This window comes from Helcobacillus massiliensis (assembly GCF_014191425.1).
GTDB lineage: Bacteria > Actinomycetota > Actinomycetes > Actinomycetales > Dermabacteraceae > Helcobacillus > Helcobacillus massiliensis.
Window position 1 is genome coordinate 238734 of the sequence record NZ_JACHWP010000001.1, and the last position, 25947, is coordinate 264680.

The 25947-nt window shown below is 69.0% G+C and carries 21 protein-coding genes; 13 read left to right on the forward strand and 8 right to left on the reverse strand.

From position 1 onward, the window contains the following. Nucleotides 1-21: 21 nt before the first annotated feature. Nucleotides 22-1164, reverse strand: coding sequence for a glycosyltransferase family protein (locus FHX50_RS01075; protein WP_343064019.1), 1143 nt, complete (start codon nucleotides 1162-1164; stop codon nucleotides 22-24). 264 nt (nucleotides 1165-1428) lie between these two features. Here FHX50_RS01075 and FHX50_RS01080 point away from each other — a divergent pair, with 264 nt between their 5' ends. After that, entirely contained in the window at nucleotides 1429-2586 is a 1158-nt protein-coding gene (locus FHX50_RS01080) for a glycosyltransferase (RefSeq protein WP_183373628.1), read from the forward strand. A 61-nt stretch (nucleotides 2587-2647) separates the two neighbouring features. Here the strand turns inward: FHX50_RS01080 and FHX50_RS01085 are convergent, their stop codons facing one another. From FHX50_RS01085 to FHX50_RS01095, 3 genes are read right to left on the reverse strand one after another with little or no spacing between them, the layout of a single operon-like run. After that, on the reverse strand, nucleotides 2648-4564 hold the full coding sequence (locus tag FHX50_RS01085; protein WP_183373629.1) for a DUF6541 family protein: 1917 nt from the start codon (nucleotides 4562-4564) through the stop codon (nucleotides 2648-2650). An 18-nt stretch (nucleotides 4565-4582) separates the two neighbouring features. Then, nucleotides 4583-5032 (reverse strand): DUF2304 domain-containing protein, encoded by a 450-nt coding sequence (locus FHX50_RS01090; RefSeq protein WP_183373630.1) that lies wholly within the window; start codon nucleotides 5030-5032, stop codon nucleotides 4583-4585. 1 nt (nucleotide 5033) lies between these two features. Further along, nucleotides 5034-6356 (reverse strand): nucleotide sugar dehydrogenase, encoded by a 1323-nt coding sequence (locus tag FHX50_RS01095; RefSeq protein WP_183373634.1) that lies wholly within the window; start codon nucleotides 6354-6356, stop codon nucleotides 5034-5036. Nucleotides 6357-6542: 186 nt separating this feature from the next. On the opposite strand from FHX50_RS01095, the gene FHX50_RS01100 reads away from it, so the two are divergent. Continuing rightward, complete coding sequence (locus FHX50_RS01100; protein ID WP_183373636.1) at nucleotides 6543-7271, forward strand: glycosyltransferase family 2 protein; 729 nt, start codon at nucleotides 6543-6545, stop codon at nucleotides 7269-7271. A gap of 9 nt (nucleotides 7272-7280) precedes the next feature. On the opposite strand, the gene FHX50_RS01105 is transcribed toward FHX50_RS01100, so the two are convergent. Further along, nucleotides 7281-8255, reverse strand: coding sequence for an LCP family protein (locus tag FHX50_RS01105; RefSeq protein WP_259923377.1), 975 nt, complete (start codon nucleotides 8253-8255; stop codon nucleotides 7281-7283). A gap of 556 nt (nucleotides 8256-8811) precedes the next feature. On the opposite strand from FHX50_RS01105, the gene FHX50_RS01110 reads away from it, so the two are divergent. The 6 genes from FHX50_RS01110 to FHX50_RS01135 all read left to right on the forward strand — a co-directional run bounded on the left by FHX50_RS01110 (nucleotide 8812) and on the right by FHX50_RS01135 (nucleotide 15733). Then, nucleotides 8812-9783, forward strand: coding sequence for a glycosyltransferase (locus FHX50_RS01110; RefSeq protein WP_183373637.1), 972 nt, complete (start codon nucleotides 8812-8814; stop codon nucleotides 9781-9783). Then, nucleotides 9780-10607, forward strand: a complete 828-nt coding sequence (locus tag FHX50_RS01115; protein ID WP_239375139.1) for a glycosyltransferase — start codon at nucleotides 9780-9782, stop codon at nucleotides 10605-10607. The genes FHX50_RS01110 and FHX50_RS01115 overlap by 4 nt, the downstream gene beginning before the upstream one ends. Nucleotides 10608-10724: 117 nt before the next feature. Then, on the forward strand, nucleotides 10725-11882 hold the full coding sequence (gene glf / locus FHX50_RS01120) for a UDP-galactopyranose mutase (RefSeq protein ID WP_183373638.1): 1158 nt from the start codon (nucleotides 10725-10727) through the stop codon (nucleotides 11880-11882). A gap of 53 nt (nucleotides 11883-11935) precedes the next feature. Next, on the forward strand, nucleotides 11936-13981 hold the full coding sequence (locus FHX50_RS01125) for a glycosyltransferase (RefSeq protein WP_183373644.1): 2046 nt from the start codon (nucleotides 11936-11938) through the stop codon (nucleotides 13979-13981). Next, nucleotides 13978-14886 (forward strand): ABC transporter permease, encoded by a 909-nt coding sequence (locus FHX50_RS01130; RefSeq protein WP_183373646.1) that lies wholly within the window; start codon nucleotides 13978-13980, stop codon nucleotides 14884-14886. The genes FHX50_RS01125 and FHX50_RS01130 overlap by 4 nt, the downstream gene beginning before the upstream one ends. Nucleotides 14887-14893: 7 nt before the next feature. After that, nucleotides 14894-15733 carry an ABC transporter ATP-binding protein gene (locus tag FHX50_RS01135; protein WP_183373648.1) on the forward strand — a complete coding sequence of 280 codons (840 nt, stop codon included), beginning with the start codon at nucleotides 14894-14896 and terminating at the stop codon, nucleotides 15731-15733. On the opposite strand, the gene FHX50_RS01140 is transcribed toward FHX50_RS01135, so the two are convergent. After that, complete coding sequence (locus FHX50_RS01140) at nucleotides 15734-16453, reverse strand: TIGR03089 family protein (protein ID WP_183373650.1); 720 nt, start codon at nucleotides 16451-16453, stop codon at nucleotides 15734-15736. Further along, a complete protein-coding gene (locus tag FHX50_RS01145) occupies nucleotides 16450-17706 on the reverse strand; it encodes a folylpolyglutamate synthase/dihydrofolate synthase family protein (protein WP_183373652.1) in 1257 nt (418 codons plus the stop codon). The genes FHX50_RS01140 and FHX50_RS01145 overlap by 4 nt, the downstream gene beginning before the upstream one ends. 276 nt (nucleotides 17707-17982) lie before the next feature. On the opposite strand from FHX50_RS01145, the gene FHX50_RS01150 reads away from it, so the two are divergent. The 3 genes from FHX50_RS01150 to FHX50_RS01160 are packed head-to-tail and all read left to right on the forward strand — an operon-like array spanning nucleotide 17983 to nucleotide 23325. Then, nucleotides 17983-18234 (forward strand): WhiB family transcriptional regulator, encoded by a 252-nt coding sequence (locus tag FHX50_RS01150; protein ID WP_183375236.1) that lies wholly within the window; start codon nucleotides 17983-17985, stop codon nucleotides 18232-18234. Between the two features lie 37 nt (nucleotides 18235-18271). Beyond that, nucleotides 18272-21679: a glycosyltransferase family 2 protein gene (locus FHX50_RS01155; RefSeq protein WP_183373654.1), complete on the forward strand. Its 3408-nt coding sequence runs from the start codon at nucleotides 18272-18274 to the stop codon at nucleotides 21677-21679. Continuing rightward, on the forward strand, nucleotides 21676-23325 hold the full coding sequence (locus FHX50_RS01160) for a DUF5719 family protein (RefSeq protein ID WP_183373656.1): 1650 nt from the start codon (nucleotides 21676-21678) through the stop codon (nucleotides 23323-23325). Before FHX50_RS01155 ends, FHX50_RS01160 begins: the two co-directional genes overlap by 4 nt. 49 nt (nucleotides 23326-23374) lie before the next feature. Here FHX50_RS01160 and FHX50_RS01165 read toward each other — a convergent pair whose 3' ends face one another. After that, a complete protein-coding gene (locus FHX50_RS01165; protein WP_183373658.1) occupies nucleotides 23375-23782 on the reverse strand; it encodes a metallopeptidase family protein in 408 nt (135 codons plus the stop codon). A 65-nt stretch (nucleotides 23783-23847) separates the two neighbouring features. Between FHX50_RS01165 and FHX50_RS01170 the strand changes: the two genes are divergently transcribed. Together FHX50_RS01170 and FHX50_RS01175 are read left to right on the forward strand one after the other, a co-directional pair. Next, nucleotides 23848-24258: a DUF3499 family protein gene (locus FHX50_RS01170; protein ID WP_183373660.1), complete on the forward strand. Its 411-nt coding sequence runs from the start codon at nucleotides 23848-23850 to the stop codon at nucleotides 24256-24258. Nucleotides 24259-24266: 8 nt separating this feature from the next. Further along, complete coding sequence (locus FHX50_RS01175; RefSeq protein ID WP_239375172.1) at nucleotides 24267-25937, forward strand: phosphohexomutase domain-containing protein; 1671 nt, start codon at nucleotides 24267-24269, stop codon at nucleotides 25935-25937. Nucleotides 25938-25947: the final 10 nt, after the last annotated feature.

Here is a 25947-nt window from a genome sequence, read left to right on the forward strand (position 1 = left end):
GGGGACTCCGTCTCGGGTCGACTAGGCGGCGAGCATGCGGCGCATGATGGATCGGGCGACGTCGGCATCGGTGGCGAAGCTGAGCTCCTTCGATGCGCGATGCGAGGCCTGCTTCCATTCCTGCAGCTGCTCGCGGGTCACAGTACGCAGCGAGTCGGCGCACTGCTCCACCGTGAATCCGGCGGCGACGGGGCCGAGGCCGTGGCTTCGGACGAGCGGCTCCATCTCTTCGCTCGGCCCGATCGCGACGGCGAGTCGGCCCTGCACGAAGTCGAAGAACTTGTTGGGCAGTGTGAGCCGCGCATTCGTGTTGAACGGCTCGATCCAGAACACCCCCATGTCGTACCCGTTGAGCGTCGCCGGGAGGTCGGCAGGGACGACGGGGTCGTGGAATCGGATGCGGGAGCTCGATCCGGCACGTTCCCGCAGAGTGCGCATGTAGGCACCGCCGTCGTTCCCGGGGACGAGGAAGAGGTCGAGGGTGAACCGTTCGGGAAGGGAGAGGACCGCATCGATCATCAGTTCCAGGTTCCGCCCCTTCACCGCGGCTCCGGAGTGGACGAGGCGGACGTTATCGCCGTCGACTGGTGAGGGGGTGAGATCCTGCCACGGGGACGAGTTCCGCATGAGCTGGGTCGGGACTCCGTAGCGTGCTTCGTACAGCTCGGCGATCCTGCCGCCCACCGCTGTCACCTCTGCGCACTGAGGGAGGTGCTTGCGGCACAGATGGTCCATCAGCGGCGCCACCAGGAGACGCCACGAGGTGATGTGGGTGCGCTCCTCCGGCGCCCACTCGTGCATGTCCGCCCAGATCGGTGCGCCGTGCGCCACGGCCGCAGCCAGGGCGAGGATCCGCGCCTCATTGGCGACCACGGCATCGAACCGTCGATTCTTGAGTGCGCCGAGCACCCACTGGATGGCAGGGGCGGCGAGCTCGGACCTGTTGAGCTGCCGAAGCGCGAGGCGGGCAACGCCCATGGGGGTCTGAGGAAGGGTCTTGAGCGATTCGGGCACTTCGATGTGCTCGTCCGCATCATCCGGCTTCGGACCGTACCCGACGGTCGTCACCCGCCCGAAATCTCTGACGACGCTCAACTGCCGGAGCACGCGCGAATCGCGTGTGATGGGGGACAGACTGATCAGGAGGATTGCGGGTTCAGACACGCCCGACACTATACCGCGGCAGAGTCGGGGATCGCGGTGGGGCTGCGCACGCGGCGCCCAGCTGTCGACCGTCCAGGTGTCGGTCGGCGGCGGCGCCTTGGGTAAGCTGGTCCTCCGGGCGGTCCACCGCGCGGATCACCTCGCCAGACCGTACAGGAGCTTTCATTGCTGTCTGCTGTTCACTCCGGAATCACCAGGGTGCGCCGTTGCGCCGCTGAGGTCGGTGGACGCCTCCGGCGTCCGGCCGGGTCTCGGGGAGGAGCAGTGCTCGCCACGCGTCTCTTTTCCCCGGAGCTGACGCCGGCAGCGTTTCGGCATCGAGCGCTGTTCGACCATCTGAGGTCGGCGGGAATCCCTGTTGGGGTGCTGACGACGTCGGTCCCCGGTGACGGCGAGCCTGCCGATCAGGATGTGTCGCGTTGGCCGGTGCTGAGGGACTCGCAGGGGCATGTGAAGGGCTACCTGTCGTACATGAGCTTCGATGTTCCTCTCATCCTCAGGGTCCTGGTGATGCCGCGCCCGGCCGTGATCATTGCGGAGCCGCCGCCCACCACGGGATTCGCGGTGATGGTGGCCGCGGGAATCAGGCGGATTCCGTACGTCTACTACGCAGCTGACATCTGGGCCGATGCCGCCGGCACGCTGGACGGCACTCCGGCGATCGTTCCGGCGGTTCTGGGGTTCGTGGAGCGGCTCGTCTGGCGCCGCGCCGCAGTGGTCATGGCGATCTCCCCCGGCGTAGAGCACCGAATCCGAGAGCTGTGCGGGGATTCGGTCGAGGTGGCCATGATCGGCAACGGAATCCGCGTGGGTGACTTCTCCGCAGACGGCCCCGAGCGCGGTGCCCGGAGCACTCCGGTCTTCGTCTACGCCGGCACCGTGTCGGAGTGGCATGGCGCAGGGATCTTCCTGGAGGCGTTCCGGCGTGTTCGCGAGGTGCACCCGTCCGCCCGCCTGGAGTTCTTCTCCGAAGGTTCGGAGAAGGCGCATCTGGAGCAGGTGGTCGAGGAGACGGGTCTGGGTGGTGTGTCCTTCCACTCCCGGGTCGGGACGGACGAGCTGTCAGCCCGCCTGCGAGGAGCGGCTGCGTCCCTGGCGTGTGTTCGCCCGGGGCAGGGGTATGACTTCGCCATTCCGACGAAGATCTATGCTTCCACAGCATCGGGGACGCCGGTGATCTACGCCGGTGAGGGGCCCACCGTCAGCATGATCGAGGAGAACAGGCTCGGCTGGGCTGTTGACTACACGCCGGAGTCTGCGGCCGAGGCAATGCTGGCCGCGATCGATGAGCCGGAGCGCGTCGGCGGCCCCCAGGAGCTCCGACGGTGGACGGAGGGAAATGCGAGCCTCGAAGCGGTCGCCGCGAGGATCGTCGGCCTCGTCGAACGGTCCCTCAGCATCCGCCTGCCCCGGCGCCGCTGAGCGGACTGACCGGAGGAACCGGGGAGAATCGCCGGGAGGTCGATGGTCCCCGTCGCCGCGGTCAGCCGCAGGTGAGCTCGTACAGTGCGGAGTGCTGCGTCTTGGCGATGGGCTCCAGCCCGTCGATGCGCCGTGTGAGCAGCGGGTCGTATCGGTGGGAGACGTTGTACGCGCGGGAGTCGACATAGATGTAGCGCACCCCCTCTGAGCGGAGGAATTCGCAGTTGTTCGGAGCGGTCGGGTCTTCAGCGGCTGCGAGGACCCGGAGGTCCTGATTGCGGAGGGCATGGCCGGCGGTTCCGAAGCGCACCTGCTGGCCGTGGGCGGCGAACAGGTGGGAACCCCCCGAGAACGGGCTGGCGAGCAGTGTCCCGTCGGAGTCGAGGGTGCTCGCGGCGGTGCGCAGCATCGCCCATTCCTCGGTGTCGAAGAAGCGGTTGCGGTCGGTGCGGTCGAGGGCGAAGTTCAGGTTCGCGTTGTCGATGCGGGCAGGCACGGACCAGCCGATGAGGATCGAACTGGTGACCACGGCGCTAGCGATGACGATGGTCTGCCAGGTCATGCTGGGAAGTCGTCTGATGAGCGTCCACAGGTGCGCCGTACCGGCGATGGCGAACTGCACGGCGAGCATGGTCAGCGGCATCGACAGGCGGTCCTGCCCGCGGTACCACAGTCGCGACAGGCCGAGTGAGGAGTCGAGAGCGGCGTCGAGGTAGAGGACGCCGATGGCGGTTATGCACAGCAGCGGGATCCACGACCCTCGCCGAGCAAAGGCGTAGGCGCCCGTCCATGCCAGCGCCCAGAGACCGACCCCGATCGCCATCGGCCACACGGTCAGCAGCCCGAGTCCCAGTTCGCCGACCGCCTTCCAGCCCGGAACTCGGAGCCCGCCGGTGAAGCTTCCCGCGACCTCGCTGCCCGGCAGGAGCGCGATGGCGAGGATGGGTGCTGCAGCCAGCAGCGGAATGACCAGCACAGCCGCCGGTCGGGCACCTCGTCGGATCGACTGGAGTCCTTGCGCAGCCGTTGCGATGGCGACCAGCAGGCAGAGTGTGATCAGGACGTTGGGGTGGAGGAGTGCGATGCCGACCAGGGACATCGCCACTGCTGCCGTATGCGCGATGATCCCGCGTCGAGCGGGGCCGGCGGCGACGAGGCGCGAATACGCGGCATGGATGAGTGCGAGTGCGCCGGGGAGCGCGGAGAAGCCGATGAGGTTCGAGGTGGGGGAGAGGTGCACCCATTCGCTCAGCGGCGCAGCCGGTGCCAGGAGCGCGAAACAAGCGGCGGCGGTCGGCGCCCAGGTGACGCGGGGCCAGAGACGGTGAGCAAGCGCAGCACTGCCGAGCGCCCAGGGCACGGTCGCACCGACGATGGCCGTCGCGTTGACGGCCAGCAGAGTGGAGTCGGTCGGCACGAGCGCAGCGATGTCATGGAACGCTGCCGGGTAGAAGGACGGATTCGGGAATGAAAAGGCAATGGTTCCCAGGGTGAGCGTTGAGCCATCGCCGGTTTCGCGGACGTGCTCCACGGCCGTGAGGTGGAAGAGCGCATCCCAGCGCTGGAGGACGGCATCGGGTCCGGGCATGGAGAGGAGCACCGGGAGGACACTGATCATCCCTGACGTGAGGAGCGCACCGCACGTGGCTGCGAAATGGATGCGGGACCTTGGCGGCGCGGACCGCCGTCCGGATGGACGGTCGGGTTCGGGGCCCGCGGCTCGGCTCGCAGCGAGGCGCGCCAGCAGGACAAGGCCTATGCAGGTGAGCGTCGACAGGCCGGCCGTGAGCAGTGACCACGGCAGTCCCATCTGCTGGCTGACGACGGCGCCGGTTCCGAGCACGCCGGCAGTAGCGGCGGGGGCGGCGCCCCAGGCGATACGCTGGGAGACTCCGCACAAACGGAGCACAGCCCAGCCGGGGATGAGGATGAGGGCGGCTGCTGCAGCAGCCGCCCCCATGAAGTGGATCCACGTCATCAGAGTTCCCTGCGCAAATCAGTGCCCCTTGCCGAAAGCACGCTTACGGAACTCCTCGGGGGTGGGAGCATCGGCGATCGCCAGGCGGCGCGCGAGGTACGTGGTGCGCTTCTCCGCGTTCTTCGTCCGCGCTTCCTGCAGCGCCAGGAAGCCCAGCAGGACCACCACGGTCGCATACAGCAGAAGGTCAGCGCCGCGGCCCACGCCGACGAGCTGCGCCACCTGAGTGAGGATCGTCGGGAAGATCACGGTGAACACCGCGAACAGGGCGAACATGATGATCAGCAGTCGGCGGATCGCCAGCTGCTTGGCGCCGCGCTTCAGGAACAGCCACGCGGTGATCCCCATGATGCCGAGGATCAGGATCATCTGGATGATGAACGCCCGGTTCGCGAACGCGGGGGCGCCCTGCGCCGCCACGACGGCTCCGGTCACAGCGGGATGGGCGAGGAGAGCAGCGCCGGGCATGTCAGGCGTCCTTCGCGGAGGCGGTCGATTGCTCGCCGTCGCCGTGGACCAGGCGCGGGGTGCCCTGCCACTTCTCCGCACCGGTGATGTTGCGGCCGTCCACGATCAGCTTCACACCGGGCACCGTGTCCGCGGAGTACTCCGTGTACTCCGGGTGGTTCGTCTGCACGATCACCAGGTCAGCGGCATCGCCCTCGTGCCACGGCGTCCAGCCGAAGCCCTCGAGCTCCTCATCGGTGTAGAACGGGTCGTGCACCGCCACCTCAGCACCGCGCTTGGTGAGCTCATCGACGGTCGGGAACACACCGGAGAAGGCGGTCTCCTTCACCCCGGCGCGGTAGGACGCACCGAGCACCACGGCCTTCATGCCCTTCAGGGACCCCAGCAGCTTCTCAGCGCGCTCCACCAACTTCGCGGGGACGGAGGCGTTGAGGATGCGAGCGGAGCGCACGGTCTCGGCCGACGGGTCGCCGGAGAGGTACAGGCGCGGGTACACCGGGATGCAGTGCCCGCCCACGGCGATGCCCGGCTGGTGGATGTGGCTGTACGGCTGCGAGTTCGAGGCCTCGATCACCTTGAATGCGTCGATGCCGTTGTCCTGCGCGAACAGCGCGAACTCGTTCGCCAGACCGATGTTCACATCGCGGTAGGTGGTCTCGGCGAGCTTCGCGAGCTCCGACGCCTCCGGGGTGCCGAGGTCCCACACGCCGTTCGGGCGGGCCAGATCCGGGCGCTCATCGAACTGGAGGGCGGACTCGTAGAACTCGGTGGCGCGCTTCGTGCCCTCAGGGGAGAGGGCGCCGATCAGCTTCGGGTACTTGCGCAGGTCCTCGAAGACGCGGCCGGTGAGGACTCGCTCCGGGGAGAACACGGCGAAGAAGTCCTTCGACTCCTTCAGGCCGGAGATCTTCTCGATTGCGGGCACGAAGCGGTTGCGCAGCGTGCCGACGGGCAGGGTGGTCTCGTAGGAGACGAGCGTGCCCGGGGTGATGTGCTCGGCAAGCGACGTGGTGGCCGCGTCCATCCAAGCGAAGTCCGGCTCCCAGGTCTCGTCGTTGACGAACAGCGGCACCACGATCACGATGGCGTCGGCGCCGGGAATGGCCTCCGAATAGTCCGTGGTGGCGCGCAGCCGACCAGCGGGGACGAGCTCCTCCAGCTTCTCCTGCAGGTGCGCTTCGCCGGGGAACGGCTCCTTCGCGTCGTTGACCATGTCAACGGTGCGCTGGTTGACGTCAACGCCGATGACCTCGTGGCCTGCGTCAGCGAATTGGACGGCGAGGGGAAGGCCGATCTTCCCCAGTGCAACAACGGCAGTCTTCACGTTCGGGTGTCCTCACATGGTCGATGCGAATCCGGCCACCAGGCCGAGTCCGCGTCCCGGTTAACAGTCCTCAACAGGGTATCCTCCTAGAGGTCGGGGACCATGGGAGCGCCATGCCGAATGCGGCGAAGCTCGCGCCCGCCGCCCGGCCCCGCCGTCACGACGCCGAACCACCGAAGGAGCGCGATGAGCCACGTCCCCGAGGAGCGCCGCGAGCCAACCACTTCAGCGCCCCTGCCCGACCCGGGAACGGACACCACCTGGTTCGTCATCCCCCTCTTCAACGAGGGCCCCGTGATCCATGACGTGATCACGCAGCTGCGCACCCGCTACCCCCTCGTGGTCTGCGTGGATGACGGCAGCGACGACGACTCCGCTGAGCAGGCCGAAGCCGCCGGCGCCGTCGTGGTCCGCCACCCCTACAACATGGGGCAGGGCGCCGCGCTGAAGACCGGCATCGACTACGCCCTGCAGGACGAGAACATGCGCCAGGTCGTCACCTTCGACGCCGACGGTCAGCATCAGGTGGATGACGCCGCCTCCATGATCCGCATGCTCCACGATGACGGCGTGGACGTGGTCCTCGGTTCCCGCTTCCTGGACACCCGCACCAAGCCGGGCCTGCTGAAGCGGATTGTGCTCAAGGGGGCGATCGTGTACGAGAACCTGACCACCGGGGTCAGCCTGACCGACGCCCACAACGGGCTGCGCGTGCTCGGCCGCACCGCCTGCGAGGTCATCACCATTGAGCAGAACCGCATGGCGCACGCCTCGGAGATCCCCTCGGAGATCCATCGGCACGGCCTCACCTACAAGGAGCATCCGGTGCACATCCTGTACACCGACTACTCCCGCGCCAAGGGTCAGTCGGTTCTGAACTCCATCAACATCGTCATCGACATGATCCTGCGCTGAGCGCGCCCATCACAGGGCGTTCTTCTTCGCCTTCTCCACATCGAGCGTGCCGTCCTTGATCTCGGAGAAGAACGTCTCGATCTCCTGATCATCGGTGGAGATCGCCACACCCGAATGCTTGGTCTGGAAAGCAGGGTTGTCGATCGGCATCGGCACCGCACTGCCGGAATTCGATGCGCTGCGCATCGCCATTCCCAGTCGCGTCACGTCCACCAGCCCGGTGTCGTCGTCGGTCAGCAGTGCTCGGCCGGACGCGCTCGCCAAGCGCACATGGGCGAACGGGTTCAGAAGCACGGCAGGGGAGGCGGCGCGCTTCATCATCGATGAGATGAACTGCTGCTGGCGCTCCTGGCGCCCCAGATCTGCGCGCGGATCGAAGTAGCGGGCGCGGACGAACGCAAGCGCCTGCTCACCGCCCACGTCGTGGCAGCCCTTCGTCATCTTCAGACCGGACTTCTCATCGTCCACGTCCTGGTCGATGCACAGGTTCACGTGGCCCACGGCGTCGACCATGTCGGTGACGCCGTCGAACCCGATCACCACGAAGTGGTCCACCGTCAGACCGGTGAACTGCTCGATCGTCTTCACCAGAAGCTGCGGGCCGCCCATCGCGTAGGCGGCGTTGATCTTGTACTTCCCCTTCCCGGGGATGTCCACGAGGGTGTCGCGGGGGATCGACACGAGATAGGTGTTCCCGTTGTCCGCCTTGTGCACCAGCATGAGGGTGTCAGTGCGCTGCGCGCCGCCGTCCTCCAGGTCCGCGCCGGCGACGAGATAGGTCGTGCCGGGCGTGTCCTCGGCGCCCGAGAGCGCAGCCGTGTGCTGAATGTGCGAGTTCGTCCACACCCCGAGCCCCACACCCCAGCCGAGCACGAGGATGATCAGCAGAATCACCGCGGTTCGCGCAAGCTTCGCCCACCGCGGCAGACCCCGTCGGCCGCCCTCACGCCGCACGGGCCGGGAGCCGCCCACCTGGCCGGGCACGCGCTGCGGGCGTCCCTGCGACCGCAGCGCGCCCGGCTGTGCAGCAGCGGGTTGAGAGCCGGCCGTGGCTGCGGCAGCGCCGCCCTGGCCGACGGGGGTCGCGCCTCGAGCAGGTGCGCCACCAGCAGGGGCGCCACCGCGGACGGGCGGCATCCGACGGGTCGGCGGCTCCTGGCGCGGCATCTGCTGCGTGGGCTGCTCACCCGTCGGAACAGGACGGGAACCGCGCGGCGGGCGCGGACGAGACGAGCGGGTGTGAGGATTCCCTCCGGCTGGGCCGATGGGGCGGGCAGAGCTGCCGGGTCGCGCATGCGACCTGCCGGACTGCTCGGGGGAATCCTGGTTCATGGGGTCTCCGATTCGAACTGCTCGGGGTCTGCTGCCCACTCAGAGTACACAGCAACGGTCCCACTTCGAGGCCCGTCGGCCCACCCTCACAACCCCATCGCCGCGTGTGCGAACAATCTTCACCTCACCTCCCCTCGCGCCACCACGATTCGGCAGGCTCGCCCGATTACACTCGAGGCGAACCAGCCCGACGAAACGGAGATCATCCATGCCCGCCGACCTCGCGCCGATGCACGTGACCGCTGTCGTCGTCACGTACAACCGCCCCGATCTCCTGCGCGAGAGCCTCGACGCCCTGGCCGACCAGACCCGCCCCGCGGACCGCGTCATCATCATCGACAACGCCTCCACCGACGAATCCGGGCGCGTCGCCGACGAACACCACATCGGCGCTGACGTCCTCCACCTGAACCGCAACGTCGGCGGCGCCGGAGGCTTCACCGTCGGCATGGCCCACGCCCTCCGCAGCGGCGAGCACACCGACTTCCTGTGGATCATGGATGACGACACCGTCCCCCTTCCGGACGCCCTCGCCGAACTCCTCGCCGCTGATCACCGACTCCAGCAGCGCGGCATCAGCGCCGCCGTGCTCTCCTCCCGTGCCGTCTGGACCGACGGGCGCGACCACCCCATGAACTCCTCACGGACCCGCCTCGGGGTCCCCCAGAGCGAGGTGGAGCGCTTCGCCGAGATCGGAGTGCGCCCGATCCGCACCGCCAGCTTCGTCTCCGCCCTCATCCGTGCCGGCGAGGTCCGCACCCACGGCCTGCCGAAGGCCGACTACTTCATCTGGAGCGACGACTTCGAATTCACCGGCCGCCTTCTGCGCAGCGGTCAGGGCTTCGCCGTGCCCGGCAGCGTGGTCGAGCACCGCACCGTCGCGTTCTCCAACGCCGCCGCCAACCCGGGCAGCCGCATGCGCTACGACGTCCGCAACCGCCTGTGGACCCTCCTGCGCACCGACTCCTTCACCCGGAAGGAGCAGGTCCTCTACGGCGGGAAGTCCGCGCTCGGCTGGGGGAGGACCCTGCTGCGCACCCGCGGCGACCTTCTGCCGATCGCGTGGCGCGGCCTGCGCGAGGGCCTGCGCGAGATGCCCCGCATGAACGCCGTGGTCCTCGGAGCCGACCCGGAGCGAGCCGAGGAGATCCGAGCCGTGGAGAAGGCGGCCCGCCGGTGACGCAGCATCCCCGCGAGCCGTTCACCCTTCTGATGGCGGTGTGGGGCAACGACGAGCCCTCCGCCGTCCGCGCCGCCCTGCACAGCGCCACCAGCGCGCAGACCCTTCCGCCGGACCATGTCGTCCTCTCCTGCGACGGTGACCTGCCCCCGGCGCTCGCCGCCATCGCCGACGGTGTGGAGCGCGGCGAGTACGGCCCCGCAACCGTGCTGCGCCGCAGCGACCACCGCGGCCTCGCCGAAACCCTCCAGGAAGGCCTGCTGGCGTGCCCCACCTCGCTGGTGGCCCGCGCCGACGCCGACGACCTCAACCACGCCGACCGCTTCGAGAAGCAGATCCCGGCGCTGCTGCGCCGCAACCTCGACATCCTCGGCGCCGGCATGCGCGAACTCGGCTCGGGCCGAACCCGCAACCGTCCCACCTCGCAGGAGGAGATCGAGCGGTACCTCAAGGACCACTCGCCGTTTCAGCATCCCACCGTGGTGTTCCGCAAGGAGGCCGTGCTCGCCGCAGGTGGCTATCAGAGCCTCCCGTTCATGGAGGACTACGACCTCTGGTACCGGATGCTGCGAGCCGGTGCACGTGCAGGCAACCTCGCCGAAGCGCTCGTGGACTACCGCGTGGGCCCGGAGCTGTACGACCGACGCGGCGGCCTCGAACTGTTCCGCAGCGACATCCGGATGCAGCGCCGCATGGTGGCCGACGGGGTCACCTCCTGGCCCCGCGCGCTGCGCAACCTCTGCATCCGCGGCGCCTACCGAACGGTGCCCGGCCCTCTCCGGCGGCTCATGTACCGCCTGCTCGTCGAGAAGATCGGTGTGTGACTTCCCACCCGCACGGGGTGAACAGGTATTGGGAGGGTCTCCACCGGCCCGCCCGAAGGGCTCCTCAGATGCCGAATCGGTACAGTGGAGCCACGTTGACTTCAGAAAGGCAGACGCATGTCGAACCCTGACCTCGTGATCGTCGGCTCCGGCCTCTTCGGACTGACCATCGCCGACCGCGCGGCTCGTGAGCACGGCGCCCGCGTGACCATCATCGAGAGCCGCGACCACATCGGCGGCAATGCGTACTCCGAGGTCGATGACCGCACCGGCATCGAGGTCCACAAGTACGGTGCGCACCTGTTCCACACCTCCAATGAGCGGGTGTGGAAGTACGTCAACGACTTCACCTCGTTCACCGACTACGTGCACAAGGTGTACACCACTCATCAGGGCGTGGTGTACCCGATGCCGATCAACCTCGGCACCATCAACCAGTTCTTCTCCGCCGCCTACAGCCCCAGCGAAGCGCGCGAGCTCATCGCCGAGCAGGCCGGCGAATTCGCGGGCAAGGACCCGGAGAACCTCAACGACAAGGGTATCTCCCTGATCGGCCGCCCCCTCTACGAGGCGTTCATCAAGCACTACACCGGCAAGCAGTGGCAGACCGATCCCAAGGACCTGCCCGCCTCGATCATCTCCCGCCTCCCGGTGCGCTACACCTACGACAACCGCTACTTCAACGACACCTACGAGGGCCTGCCCACGAAGGGCTACACCGCGTGGCTCGAGAACATGGCGGACCACCCCAACATCGAGGTGAAGCTGTCCACGGACTACTTCGACGAATCGCAGGAGCTCAACAAGAAGAACCTGCGCGGCAATGTTCCGGTCGTCTACACCGGCCCGGTGGACCGCTACTTCGACTACGAGCTCGGCGACCTCAAGTGGCGCACTATCGACCTGGAGACCGAGCACCTCGATGTGGGCGACTTCCAGGGCACGTCCGTGATGAACTACGCCGACGAGTCCGTACCCTTCACCCGCATCATCGAGCCGCGCCACTTCCACCCCGAACGCGACTACGCCACCGACCGCACCCTCATCCAGCGTGAGTTCTCCCGCTTCGCGGAGCGCGACGACGAGCCGTACTACCCCATCAACTCCAGCGCCGACCGCGAGACCCTGCTGCAGTACCGCGAGAAGGCGGCCGCCGAGCCCTCCACCCTCTTCGGTGGACGCCTCGGCACCTACCAGTACCTCGACATGCACATGGCGATCGGCGCGGCCCTGTCCATGGCGGACAACAAGCTGCCGGACCTGCTGCGGTCCTGAGCGCACCCCGCCCGGCCGAGACGCATCCGCACCACCATCCAGGAGCCTTCCCGATGAACCAGACCGTCCGCATCCCCGACGACCACCGAGTCCTCCACCGGCTGATCATGCCGGAGGACCCGATGGCGGACACTCTGCCGCTGTACGTGGAGTCCGTTGCTGCAGGGGCCGCCGCCCTCGCCTCCACCGGGTCGGCCCTCGGAGAGGTCGGTCCGCAGAAGAAGGCGGAGCAGACCCCAATGGCTCCCGGGGCTGCTGTGGCGGAGGACTTCGACCTCTCGGAGCACCGCTCCCGCTTCGGCGCCACCATCCCCGCCGCAGGCTCCCGGTCCTTCGGCACCTACTTCAACGCCTTCCCGGCCTCGTACTGGCGGCGCTGGACCCCGGTGCGGGAGATCACCCTCACCATCCAGACCGAGGGTGACGGGCAGATCGTCGTGAACCGCTCCAACGCCAAGGGTGCGCAGCAGCGCGTGGACGCCGTCGCCGTCACCGGAAGGCGCACCACCCGCGTCCCGCTGAAGCTCGACGCCTTCGGCGACGGTGGCTGGTACTGGTTCGACGCCTTCGCCGGAGCCCAGGGGCTGCGCATCCTCGGCGCCGCGTACTCTGCGGACGCCTCCCTCGCGAAGCGCCGCGGCACCTTCTCCATCGGCATGACCACCATGAACAAGGTGGAGTACTGCCTGGACAACATCCGCACTCTCCTGCGGCAGGACGACCTCCTGGAGCTCATGGACGTCATGTACGTGATCGACCAGGGCAGCGACCGCCTCACCGACCATGCCGAGCAGCTCACGCCCCTGCAGGAGGGGATGGGCGAGAAGCTCCGGATCATCGAGCAGGGCAACATCGGCGGCTCGGGCGGCTTCTCCCGCGGTATGTACGAGGCTTCCACCAACGGCCGTTCCGACTACGTCATCAACTGCGATGACGACATCGTCATCGAACCCGAGTCCTTCCACCGCGTCCTCACCTTCGCCGACTTCTGCACCCGCCCCACCCTCGTGGGCGGCCACATGTTCGATCTCAACAACCGCTCCTCGCTGCACACCTTCGGCGAAGTGGTGGACCCGTGGCGCACGCAGCCCGCGGCACCGAACGAGGAGATGGAGCTCAGCTACAACCTCGCCTCCTACCCGCTGCGCGCCACGCCGTGGCTGCACCGCCGTGTGGACGTGGATTACAACGGCTGGTGGATGACCCTCATCCCCACCGAAGTGGTGCGTGAGATCGGACTGTCCCTGCCCGTGTTCATCAAATGGGACGACGCCGAGTACGGCCTGCGCGCCAAGAAGGCGGGCTACCCGACCGTGTCCCTGCCCGGCGCCGCCGTGTGGCACGTCGCCTGGGGTGACAAGGACGACCTCGTCGGCTGGCAGGCGTTCTTCCACGAACGCAACCGCATCATCACCGCCCTCCTGCACTCCCCGTACGAGAACGGCGGCCGCGTGCCCAAGGAGTCGCAGTTCATGGACATCAAGCACGTGATCTCCATGCAGTACTTCACCCAGATGGGCCGTGCCCTCGCGCAGCGCGCCATCCTGGACGGCCCGGACGCCCTGCACCAGAACATCGGCACGATCCTTCCTGAGATCCGGTCCAAGACCGGTGACTATGCGGACTCTCGCCCGAAGAAGAACATCGACGACTTCCCCGCCGTGGTGCCCGGCAAGCCGCCGCGCAAGGGCCGCCCGCTCACGCAGCCCCGCCGTGCCGCCCTGCCGCTGTGGGCGGCGAAGCAGCTGGTGCGCCAGACCCTGGTGAAGCCGTCGGAGAAGGCGCAGAAGAACCCGCAGGCAGCGATCGCGCACCAGGATGCCCGCTGGTGGCGCCTCACCCGCTACGACAGCGCCCTTGTCTCCAACGCTGAGGGAACTCAGGTGTTCTGGTACCAGCGCGACCCGAAGGAAGCGGTGAAGGCGCTCGGCGAGTCTGTGCGCGTCCACGCCGACCTCACCCGCCGGTGGAAGGAGCTCAGCCGTGCGTTCCAGGATGCCGCGCCGCGCATCACTTCCTTCGAGGAGTGGGAGAAGACCTTCGCCGCGAACCCGGCACCGCAGCGGGAGGACAAGAACAGCGCGGGGGCTGATCGTTGAGCCGAACCGCGCTGAACCGTGAGGAGAAGAAGCAGGGATGGCGCGAACCGGGGGATGACGCCGGCTGGCTGAACCCCGTCAAGGAGCGGTTCCTGCTGCACCTGCTGGTGAAGAAGGAGCTGCGCGTCCGCTACCGCGGCAGCGTGCTCGGCATGGCGTGGTCATACGTCAAACCGGCCGCGCAGTTCCTCGTCTTCTTCATCGCCCTCGGCGTGTTCCTGCAGCTGAACCGGTCGATGCCGGCGTACGCCGTCTACCTGTTCTCCGGCATCGTGGTGATCAACCTGTTCGGCGAAGTGTTCGGCAACTGCACCCGCTCCATCTCCTCCAACGCGCCCCTCGTCTCCAAGATCTACCTGCCGAGCGAACTGTTCCCCTGGTCCAGTGCGGTGGTCGCGATCATCCACTTCATCCCGCAGCTGCTCGTGCTCACGGTCGGCTCCCTCGTGTTCGGGTGGCGGCCCGGCCTGACAGAAGCGGCATCGTTCGCCGCCGGCTTCACGATCCTCGTGATCTTCACCGTGGGCCTCGGCATGCTCGCCGCCGCGCTCAACGCCGCATTCCGCGACGTGGAGAACTTCGTTGACCTCATCATCATGATCGCCACGTGGGCCTCACCGATCCTGTACCCCGTGTCCCTCGTGCACAAGGAGATGGGCGGCAGCGTCCTCTGGTCGCTGTACGCACACAACCCGCTGACCATCGTGGTGGAGCTGTTCCACTCCGCGTTCTGGCGCGGCTACGCCCGCACCGCGCACCCCAGTGAACAGGCGCAGGCCGCGATCGACATCGGGTCCTCCGTGGCCGGTCTGTGGTGGTTCGGCCTGCTGACCGCGATCGCCACGTTCATCGTGGGGGCCCTCGTGTTCGACCGCGCGAAGCGCAGCTTCGCCCAGGAGCTCTGAAACGGCGATGTCAACCGCTCTTCCCAGCGCCGCGTCCCTGCCCGACGCCGACGCCCGCGAAATGATCCGCATCGAATCCGTTACCAAGGAGTTCTCGCTGCGGCACAACCACTCCTTGAAGGAGCTGGCGTTCGCCGCCCTCAAGGGCAAGAAGCTCTCCGATTCCTTCATGGCGCTCAACGGGGTGGACCTGACCGTGTCCTCGGGGGAGACCGTCGGCCTGATCGGGCTGAACGGCTCCGGCAAATCCACCCTGCTGAAGACCATCAGCGGGGTGCTGTTCCCCGACAGCGGCCGGGTCCTGGTCCGCGGCCGCGTCGCCGGACTCATCGAAGTCGGCGCCGGGTTCCACCCGGACCTGTCCGGCCGCGAGAACGTCTACCTCAACGGAGCGATCCTCGGGATGTCCCGGGAGCAGATCGATGCGTGCTTCGATGACATCGTCGCGTTCAGCGAGATCGAGAAGTTCATCGACACGGACGTCAAGTACTACTCCAGCGGTATGTTCCTGCGGCTCGCGTTCTCCGTGGCGATCCACACCGACCCGGACGTCTTCCTCGTGGATGAGATCCTGTCGGTCGGTGACGAGCCGTTCCAGCGCAAATGCATTGAGCGGATCCGTCAGATGCAGGCCGACGGCGCCACCATGGTGATCGTCTCCCACGAGCTGGACATGCTGCAGAAGCTCTGCTCGCGCATCGCCGTCATGCAGTCCGGGAACCTGATCTTCAACGGCAATCCGGCCGAAGCGATCCGCGTGCTGCGCGGCGACGCCCAGCCGGGCGAGCACGAGGACGATGCCGACGAGCACCACGAGGGCCAACCCGACGACCTCGACACCGACTAGTCAGCGCACCCCTTCGGCGCGCTGCTGCTCCTCACTGACAGCCCACGCAGGCGCCAGCACCACACCGCCGGCCAGCCACACCGCGAACGCGCGCGATGCATCGGCTCCATCGATGTCCTCCAGCGCCACCACCGCGCCCGGCTCCACCGAACCGGAACCGTCGCCGAGATGATCACCACCCTCGAGGTGGACGGGGGAAGGGCCGCTGAAGTGTTCCAGCGGGGCGCTCAGGTGGTCGCCGTGGCCGCGCACCGCCGGCAGGTAGTCATGCGCCAGGTCGGGGACCTCGCCGCTGAAGCGCAGCGCGAGGGACACGGGGTCGAGCACCAGCACCTCGTCAGCCTGATCCACGGCGTCGAGAGCGGGGTCGCTGGTGGCGAGGACCGTCCCGTCGGCCAGCGGCTCGGCGAGCAGCCCGGCGGCCTCGCCGGCGGCGGCGTCGAGGCTGAGGATCCGCACCTCAGCGCCCACCGACCAGCCGGCGAGCGCCAGCACGAGGCGCTTCCAATGCGGCGGCATCGCGATGACCATCGGAGTGTCCGGCTCGGCGAACAGCTCGTCCCGCAGCAGATTGACGGTCTTCGTCACCCAGTTCGCGAGCACATGCCCGGACAGCTCGGTGCGGCCGTCCTCGCCGCCGTACCAGATGAGGGCGGGGGAGGGGCCGCGCTGCTCGAGAGCGGCCAGCAGATCGGCGCCGGTGGGGGAGAGGTCGCTCATCGCTCCACCCCCGTCTCCGCGGCCGACGGATCCTCCACCCACCAGCGGTCCACATCCAGTCCCATCCGCTCTGCCATCTCCGCGGCGAAGCTCATCGTGCCCAGGCACACAACGGGGTCACCGGAGGTCTCCGCGTCCCGCACAGCGTCCTCGAACGACGCCTGCGCCCAGTCCTCCGGGTAGTTCTCGAACGTCAGGTGGTCCTCATGGGTGCGCACGAGAGTGGTGCGGTCCTTGTCCACCACGTCGATGATGCGGGTGATGTCCTTGATGTCCGGCAGGCACACCAGATAGCGGGCGCCGCGGAAGTCGCTGTGGGCGCTGACCGCTGCGAGCGCGGCCTGGAATCCCTCGCGGGAGATCGCCGCGTCGAGGAACCACGGCGCGCCGTTGTGCTCCAGAAAGCTTGAGCGCCCGGGCAGCTGCAGGTGTCGGGCACCGCTCAGATCCAGCGCAGGCAGGTCCTCGAGCGTGTCCGCGCGGTGGTGGGCGGCGAGTGCGGCGGTGTACCCTGCGGCGATGTTCGCGGAGGTCAGGGGCCCGAAGCCGAGGTCCTCCGGGGACGGCACTCGCAGCACATGTGCCTGCGGCAGGAGAACCTCGATCGCGCGGATCGCGACCGGGTCCTGTGCCTCCAGGGTCACGACCCGTTCGGTGCGGCGGTCACCGGCGCCGACGAGGTTCCAGGCGATCTCCTCGATCGTGTCGCCGATGACGCCCTCATGCTCGAGGAACACGGGCGTCACCACGAGCGTGTCGAGGCGGAACTGGGAGATCTCGTCGGTGGCGCCGCCGAGGCCCTCCTCAATGACGAGGACGTCCGCGCCGCGCTCCAGCAGATAGTGGGCGCCCATCAGGGTGAAGCAGCCGGTGGGGGCGAGGTACCCGTCGGTCTCCTCTACCGGCGGCAGCTGCTGGATCGCGTCCGAGAGCACCTGTCCGAGTTCGGTGTAGTCCTCCAGGGAGATCGGCTCGCCGTTGAACCGGATGCGCTCCAGGTTCGTGATGAACGGAGGGGAGGACACGGTGCCCACGTTCAGGCCGAGGCGGCGCAGCTGCTGGGTGGCGGCGGCGACCGTGGTGCCCTTGCCCTTGGATCCGACCACTCCGATGACGGGCACGGCGGGGTCCCGGTCGATGCCGACGGTCTCGGCGAGGAGAGCGGCCCGCTGACGGGACCGGACCATGGGGCCGTGGTGGCGCTTCCATTCGCGGAAGAAGGGCTCGTCCTCGCTGAGCAGGCGTGCTGGCATCGTGGGGTCTCCTCGAGTCGGGCGGTCCGCTGTCGCACTGGGCCCGAGCGAAGGTTCACGGGCACTTGACGAAGCGGAGTTGCACCGGTGTAGTTTAGTTGGGACAGGACAGTGGCCGAGAGGCGCCCTGCCGGTCCGCAGATGATTGTGTCAGACCCCGATGTGGGGGGCGCAGACTGCGGCGGCACCGCACACCTCCGGCTGGAAAGGATCGCGCCGATGCAGCAGAACGCGCCTCGCACGCCCATGGAGAGCGGACTCTCGATCGTGGAGATCATGGGAGCCGGTGACTTCGGGGAGGAGCTGGAACCCGCGTCCTGGCAGGAGCGGGCCCTGTGCGCCCAGACCGACCCGGAGGCGTTCTTCCCCGAGAAGGGCGGCTCCACCCGCGAAGCCAAGAAGGTCTGCACCTCCTGCGAGGTCCGCGCCGAATGCCTCGAATACGCCCTGTCCAATGATGAGCGCTTCGGCATCTGGGGCGGTCTGTCCGAGCGCGAACGCCGCCGCCTGAAGAAGCAGGCCATCTGAGCGCCCACCGATCCTCCGGAAAGGACGACCAGCGTCCGTGATCCAGCGCGATGTCACCGCCGTTCTGCTCGTCTCGTCCGCCGACTCCGTCGGCGCCATTGACCGCACAGTCCGCGCAGTCCGCCAGCAGTCCCGCCCCGCCGACCGCACCGTCCTCGTCGCCGCGGCCGGACTGAGCGAGTCCGTCGCCGAGTACCTCGGCACCCTCCAGACCGACGGCATGGTGGATGACCGCATCAACCTGTCGCCCGGTGCCACCATGGCCGGCGCCACCCGCGCCGTCGTCTCCCGCATCGCCGGCCGCGAGGCCGGCGGGCGTCGCCCCGACAACGCCGATCACGCCGCTCAGGACGCCGACGCGCAGGGCGCCGCCGTCGCTCCTGACGGCGCCCGGGCAGCCGAACCCAGCGGCCGTGCCGACGCGCACACCGGCGGCTCCACCGCGGTCTCCCCTCAGCATCGCGGCCGCCGCGCCCGCAGCGTCGACACCGAAGCGGAGCTCGCCCGTTCGACCCGCGAAGCACAGGAAGAAGCGCGCGTTCCGGCTCGCCTGCGGCAGCGCGGAAGCGCCAGAGGGGGCCGTCGTCGCCGCGCCACGGCCGACGATCAGAGCTGGCTCTGGCTGCTCACCATGGAGGCCGAACCCGACCAGCACGCGCTGGAGGAACTCGTCCGCACGGTCCGAGAGGTGCCCTCCACTGCTGTCGCAGGCTCCAAGCACCTGTCGGCGAACTCCCGCTCCGATGCTCCGCCGCTGGTGGACCTCGGCATCACCCTCACGCACTCCCATCGGATCCGCACCAGCGTCGACGCCGGCGAGATCGACCAGGGGCAGGCGGACTGGCGCACCGACGTCCTCGGGGTGACCCTGCCCAGCATGCTGGTGCAGACCGCCGCCCTGCAGGATGTCGGCGGGTTCGACCCGGCGCTCGCCTCCCCATGGGCTGAACTCGACCTCTGCCAGCGGATCTGGCGCTCCGGCGAACGCGTCACCGCTGTCTCCGACTCCCGTGTCAGCGCAGACCCGAGCCGCCTCACCGGCGCGAAGGACCCCGTTGCCTTCCGGTCCGGTCAGGTCCTGTCCCTGATCCGGCAGCGGCCCACCCTCATGGGCATCCTGACGCTGCTCGTCCTGCCGTTCGCGCTGATCGCCCGGATCATCGGGGCGATCGTGTCGCACCGGCCCCGCGCAGTCGGCCATGAACTGCAGGCGTTCGTCCGGATCCTGCGCCACGCCCCCGCGGTGTTCGCCCGCGGCCGCGCCTCGAGTGCGCGCTCACCGATCCCACGGAGACGCCTCGCGCCGCTGTACGTTCCGCGCAGTGCCGCCGCCCGCTTGGCCTTGGACGAAGTGTGGACAGATCTCTTCGCTGATGACGCGCACACGCGCCGCATCAAACGCACCACCTGGGGCATCGCCGGCACCAGTCATGGCGCAGACGACGCCGACTACGGTCGGCACACCGTGTGGACGCTCGTCCTCGCCGGCCTCTCAGCAGCCATCGCCCTGCTGGCGATGCGCAGCATCCTGGGGCGCGGGTCTCTCGTGGGCCCCCACCTGATCGCCCCCACGAACGTGCTCCAGGACCGGTGGGACACCGTTTTCTCCTCCTGGATCCCCGGGGAGCTCGGCGCGCCCGGCCCCTCCGACGCCCTCACCCGCCTCGTCGGCATGATCCCCCTCAGCGGGGACGCGATCGTGCTCACCCTGCAGCTGCTCGCCATCCCCGCGGCGGCGCTCGGCGCCTGGTTCGCCGCCGGCACGCTCAGCCGGTCCATCGTGGTGCGCCTCATCGCCGCGGTCGCCTGGACCACGGCCCCACCGCTCGCGGACGCGCTGCTGTCCGGTCGCTGGCCCGCCGTCCTGGTGCACCTCATGATCCCGCTCGCCGCCATCGGTCTGGTGCGCGCCATCGGCCTGCCGCACAAGACGGCGCAGGCGAGCCCGGCAGCCGCCGCGGCAGGCGGTCTCGCGCTTGCGGTGATCAGCGCGGTGCAGCCGATCCTCGCACCGATGGCGTTCATCGGCCTGCTGTTCATCATCCCGTTCATCCCCAGTCGACGCTGGCGGATGGTTTGGTTCGCGGTCCCCGTTCTCGGCCTGCACCTGCCGAACCTCACCGCCTACATTCAGCACCCGAAGTCGCTGATCGCCGTCAGCGGCGTCGAGGGCGCGTTCGCCCGCCCTTCACTGGCGGACCTCGCGCTGCTGCAGCCCACCGCGCATGGCCGCCTCGCCGAAGCCGCCGGGGCCGACGGGTCCCTGCTGTGGGCCCTGTTCGCCGCCTCGCTGATGATCGCCGGGCTGCTGGCGCTGCTGACCGCCCCGTTCCTCGCCGGGGACGCCGGCCGGGTCGGCATCTTCTCGGTGCTCGTGGTGGCGGGCGGCTTCGCGCTCGCCCTGGCCCTCGGCCGGTTCGTCACGGGGTTCGATGACGGCACCCCCTTCACCTCCTACGCCGGACCAGCGCTCTCCATCGTGTGCGCGGGCCTCGTCACCGCTCTGCTGTGCACGGGGGACGCGATCGCGCACCGCGTTGCATCGCCGGTCGCCGGACAGACCTGGCTGCGGCGCACCCTCGCTCCCGTGCTCGGAATCCTCGCCGTCGGTCTCGTCGCCTCGTGGGCGATCATGGCGCCGTCGGCGATGGAGCTGGAGCGCACCACCGAGCTGCAGATCCCCGCTGTCGCCGCCGACCAGGGCGTGTCCGATCAGCGCACCCGCACGCTCGTGCTCCACCAGGAGAACGACGGCTCTGTCACCGGCCGTGTCGTGGACGGTGCAGGCGACTCCATCGACCAGTCCTCCGGTGCGGAGAACGCGCGCCAGGCGGAGCTGGGGGAGACAGCCAGCCCGTTCGACACCGCCAGTGAGCACCTCGTCGGCTCCATCGCCGCGAACCTCGCCGACGACGGCACAGGCGTGGTGCCGCCGCTGTCCACCTTCGCGGTGCAGTACGTGGTGGTGCCCAGCCAGGAGAACGCGGACTCCATCACTCTTGCGCTGAACTCCTCACCGCGGTTCGAGCGCGTCACCGAGTCCGATCAGGGCGGGCTGTGGCGCGTGGTGGACCCGTCGGCCCGAGCGATGATCCTTGATTCCGCGCCCGGCCAGCGCATCAATCCGACCACGACGACGGCCCTGCCGTCGGGCCGCACCGACGCTCAGGCGCAGGTGAAGGCCGCCGACCACGTGCGGACGGTGATGCTCTCCGAGCGCTCCGACTCCGGGTGGCACGCCACCCTGAACGGCCGCGCCCTGACCCCGGTGGTGGTCGACGACTGGGCGCAGGGCTTCGAACTGCCGGCAGGCGCCAGCGGTGAGCTCCACATCCGCTACACCAGCCCGTTGGCGACCCCGCTGATCATCATCGGCCTCATCATCCTGGCGGTGACCGTGCTGGTCGCCCTGCCGTGGCGCCGCCGTTCGAAGGAGGCACTGTGAGTTCCACCCCCACTGAGCCGCACGTTCCCGCAGACCCCGTCGGCCCCACCGACCCGGGCCCTGTCGGCAGCAGCCCGGTGCGCAGCCGCCGCGTCGCCGCCGCCGTCCTCGCGTTCGTCCCCCTCATCGGCGTCGTCGCTGCCGGCGCGACCCTCGGCCAGAAGTCGTTCACCTCCGTGGAGGACCTCTCCGCCCGCTCCACCGCGGTCGCCCAGGCGCAGTCGTGCCCCGGGCCGTTCCTGCCGCCGGAACAGACCACCGGCACCGACGAGGCGCTCGCCGAGCAGAAGCCCGCGGACACCGCGCAGGTGCGCACCCTCGCTCTCGAACCGGACACGAGCCTCCTGTTCGGGCAGGACCAGGTCGCCGCCACCCGCCTCACCGAGGACGGAACGCCCCGCACCCCCACCATCGACGCCGAGAACCGCGACGGGACCCCGCTGGACGCCACCCCGGTGAAGGGGAAGGCGGAGTTCGCAACCGCGTCCGCGGAGGCCGGCGCCGACGGGGCGATCATGCGCTCCACCTCGTTCGACTCCCAGCGGCCGATCGCGGACACCATCCAGGCCGTCCGCACCGAATCCGGTGACTTCCGGTCCCTCGCGCTCACCCGCTGCTGGGAGCCGCGGGTGAAGGGCACCTTCGTAGGCGTCTCCACCACGCCCGGCTCATCGAGCGTGCTCGTGCTCACCAACACCACGGACCGGCCCTCCTCCGCCAGCCTGACGGTGAACACAGCCGACGGCGAAGCGGACCCGCAGGGCCGCGGCACCATCGTGGTCGCGCCGGGTGCAACCGAGCGGATCCCGATGGAATCCATCGCCCCCGGATTCGACTCGCTCGGCGTGTCGGTCACCGTGCAGGGCTCGCCGCTCGCGATGAGCATGGAGACGTCCGAGCGCGACGGCCTCACCCCGCACGGCGGTGACATCGCCACCGCGCAGCAGGCGCCGTCCACCGACCACGTGTTCCCCGGCGCAACCATCACCGCGGGCCGGCCCCTCAAGATCGACCTGCTGAACAGCACCGGGCAGCCCACCACCGCGACTGTCCGCTTCATCAGCCCCACCGGCGAGGTGAAGGACCGGGAGATGACAGATGTGCAGATCCCCGCCTCCGGCGTGCTGCAGCTGGACACCGGGACCCTGCCCCGCGGCGCCTACACGGTGACGGTGGAATCCGAGGCGCCCGTGTTCGCCACGATCCGCTCGTCAGTGTTCGGCAGCGATCAGCCGGGGGAGACCACCTCGAAAGCGGTGGACTTCACGATCCAGAACCCGTCGGACCCGATCCGGAACTCCTCCGTGCTCGCGCTGCCGCTCGGCGGCGCCGACGGCCAGGTGCGCCTGTTCGGTCTGGCGGACACCACGGTCACCGTGATCGGCACCAAGGCCGACGGGTCCCTGTCGAAGCCGGTGACGAAGCCGGTGGCGGACGGTCAGACCCTGTCGATCGCGGCCAACGAGATCGACCCGAAGCCGGAGGACCTGACGGGCCTGATCGTGGTGCCGGAGACGCCCTCATCGATCACGGGGGACTGGGTCCAGACCGCGAAGGCGGGCAGCAGCGGACCGATCATCGGCAGTGTGCGCCTGGCGGACAACAACGTGGCCGCCTCCGGCGTCAACGTCCGCCTGCAGTACTGAGCGGATCACCGCAGCTGGGCGGCCCACCGGGGCGCAGGACAGGTCGGCCTCAGAGGCTGAAGTCGGGGTCGATGTCCTCGGGCTGTTTGCCGAGGAGAGATGCCACGTTCTGCACCAGGACCGAGCGCACCAGCTCCCGCAGGTCCTCCGCGTCCGTCACACGCATCTCAATGGGGCGGCGGTACACCACGATCTGCGGCGGCGACTGGCGGTCGCCGGGGAAAGCACGTCCCAGCAGCACCGCGTCCTCCCAGTGCACGTGCGACGAGGGCGGAACGTCCTCGGCGAGCACTTCCACGTACTCCAGCTCGCGGGGGAAGCGCTGCAGCATCTCCGCCATCGCATCCTGCACCGAAGCGTCGAAGCGTTCGCGTCGGCTCACATAGCCGGGCAGATGCGGCGGCACGAGGTCGTGACGGAAGGCGCGGCCGCGTCGGCGGCGTCGAGGGGAGGGCATGGCCCCAGCCTATCGGCGCCGGAGGCGGTGAGGCTCAGCGCTGCGGCTCGCGATAGAGTTGCCTCGTGTCTGATCGTGAATGCTCAAAAACCGGATGCTCTGAGCCGGCCGTGGCCGTCCTGACCTACAACTACGCGGACTCCGTCGCGGTCATCGGCCCGCTCCCGGCAGAGCGCGACCCGCACGGGTACGACCTGTGCCTCGCTCACGCTCGCAGCCTTACGGTCCCCAACGGCTGGACCGTGCAGCGCGTCCCCGGCGAACTGCGCCAGCAGGACGACGTCCTCGCCCTCGCAAAGGCCCTCGCCGACGCCGAGGACCGACCTTCGGCCGCGTCCCGAGCACCGCACGGCGCCCACCGCGCCCCCGCCGCTCCCGCGCAGGCGCCCCATCGCGAGGGCACTCCCGCCCAGCAGGCCGGCGCTGCCGGTCAGGGCCGGCACCTGCGCGTTGTCCGCTCCGCCGACAGCGAATGAGGAGACCCGTGACCACCGTATCCACACCGATCGACCGCTCCGGAACCGATCTCAGCCGCATCGTCAAGGCCTATGACGTCCGCGGGCGCGCCCACGAGGACTTCACCGCCGACGGCTCCCGCGCCCTCGGCGCCGCGTTCGCCGACCTCTTGGACGGCGCCGACATCATCGTCTCCCACGACATGCGCGAATCCTCCCCGGAGCTCGCCGGCGCCTTCGCCGATGGGGCCCGCACCCGCGGCTCCACTGTCCTGTGGGCTTCGCTCAGCTCCACCGACCAGCTGTACTGCGCCTCCGGTCTGCGGGACGTCGCAGGCGCGCAGTTCACCGCCAGCCACAATCCGGGCCCGGACAACGGGATCAAGATGTGCTTCGCCGGCGCCGTTCCCGTGGGCCGCGACACCGGGCTCACCGAGATCCGCGACACCGCCCAGGCGTACCTGGACGCAGGCACCATCCCCGCGGCTCGCCGGAGGGGCGAGCAGCGTGAGATCGACACCCTCGGCGACTACATCGACACCGTGCTGTCCCTCGTCCCCCTGGACGGGGAGCGCGAGCTGACCGTTGTGGTCGACGCCGGAAACGCGATGGCGGGCCTGACCGTTCCCGCGCTCGCCCAGCGGGTGCCGTCCCTGCGGGTGGTCCCCCTCTTCTTCGAGCTGGACGGCACCTTCCCGAACCATGAGGCGAATCCGTTGGACTACTCCACCCTGAGCGATCTGCGCGCAGCGGTGAAGCGGGAGGGCGCCGATCTCGGCCTCGCCTTCGACGGCGACGCCGACCGCTGCATCGTGGTGGACGAATCAGGTGAGGTGGTGTCCCCGTCGGCCATCACCGCGATGATCGCCACCGGTGAGATCCGCCGAGTCCGCGCCGAGGGCGAGACCAGCCCGGCGGTGGTCGCCAACATCGTCTCCAGCCGCCATGTGCGCGACGCCATCGAGGCCGAGGGCGGCCGATGGGTGGTCAGCCGAGTGGGGCACTCCATCATCAAAGCGCTGATGGCGAAGGAGAACGCGGTGTTCGGCGGTGAGCACTCCGCCCACTACTACTTCCGGGACTTCTTCTTCGCCGATTCCGGCATGCTGGCGGCGCTGCACACCCTGCGCGCCCTGCAGAAGAGCAGCGGGACCCTCTCCGACCTGATGGCGGAGCACGACCCGTTCGCCGCCAGCGGTGAGATCAACTCCCGCGTTGCGGATGCCGACGGCGCCGCGCAGCGGGTCCGCTCCGCCATCGAAGGGGTCCCGGGCGTCACGATCGACGACCTCGACGGCATGACCGTCACCCACTGGGATGAGGCGATGCCCGAGGATCAGCGCTGGTGGTTCTCCCTGCGCCCGTCGAACACGGAGCCGCTGCTGCGACTGAACGTGGAGGCGGCGACCGGGAACACTATGGCGCGGGTGCGCGATGAGATCCTGGGGATCATCCGCGCCGATGCCCCCGCGGGGCGGCGCCGCTCGGATTCGGCGGGACCCGTCGGCCGCCCTGATGGAGCGGCGCATCCCGCAGCGCGCAGCCGAATCCCGTCCCTGCCGGCGTGGGCGGCCGATGTGGTGCGCTGCCCCGCATGTCGAAGCGACCTCGTCCAGCACGGGGCGCACATCACCTGTTCTGCGTGTTCGTTGGCATATCGTGATGTTGAAGGCCTCCCGATGCTGATCCAGCAGCGGTAAGATCAGCGAA

What these genes read in the sequence shown, in the direction of transcription:
- FHX50_RS01150 (WP_183375236.1), top strand. Translation starts at nt 17,983, where the DNA reads ATGGGAGCCGGTGACTTCGGGGAGGAGCTGGAACCCGCGTCCTGGCAG.
- FHX50_RS01125 (WP_183373644.1), top strand. Translation starts at nt 11,936, where the DNA reads ATGAACCAGACCGTCCGCATCCCCGACGACCACCGAGTCCTCCACCGG.
- FHX50_RS01135 (WP_183373648.1), top strand. Translation starts at nt 14,894, where the DNA reads ATGTCAACCGCTCTTCCCAGCGCCGCGTCCCTGCCCGACGCCGACGCC.
- FHX50_RS01085 (WP_183373629.1), bottom strand. Translation starts at nt 4,564, where the DNA reads ATGACGTGGATCCACTTCATGGGGGCGGCTGCTGCAGCAGCCGCCCTC.
- FHX50_RS01110 (WP_183373637.1), top strand. Translation starts at nt 8,812, where the DNA reads ATGCCCGCCGACCTCGCGCCGATGCACGTGACCGCTGTCGTCGTCACG.
- FHX50_RS01100 (WP_183373636.1), top strand. Translation starts at nt 6,543, where the DNA reads ATGAGCCACGTCCCCGAGGAGCGCCGCGAGCCAACCACTTCAGCGCCC.
- FHX50_RS01090 (WP_183373630.1), bottom strand. Translation starts at nt 5,032, where the DNA reads ATGCCCGGCGCTGCTCTCCTCGCCCATCCCGCTGTGACCGGAGCCGTC.
- FHX50_RS01165 (WP_183373658.1), bottom strand. Translation starts at nt 23,782, where the DNA reads ATGCCCTCCCCTCGACGCCGCCGACGCGGCCGCGCCTTCCGTCACGAC.
- FHX50_RS01145 (WP_183373652.1), bottom strand. Translation starts at nt 17,706, where the DNA reads ATGCCAGCACGCCTGCTCAGCGAGGACGAGCCCTTCTTCCGCGAATGG.
- FHX50_RS01140 (WP_183373650.1), bottom strand. Translation starts at nt 16,453, where the DNA reads ATGAGCGACCTCTCCCCCACCGGCGCCGATCTGCTGGCCGCTCTCGAG.
- glf (WP_183373638.1), top strand. Translation starts at nt 10,725, where the DNA reads ATGTCGAACCCTGACCTCGTGATCGTCGGCTCCGGCCTCTTCGGACTG.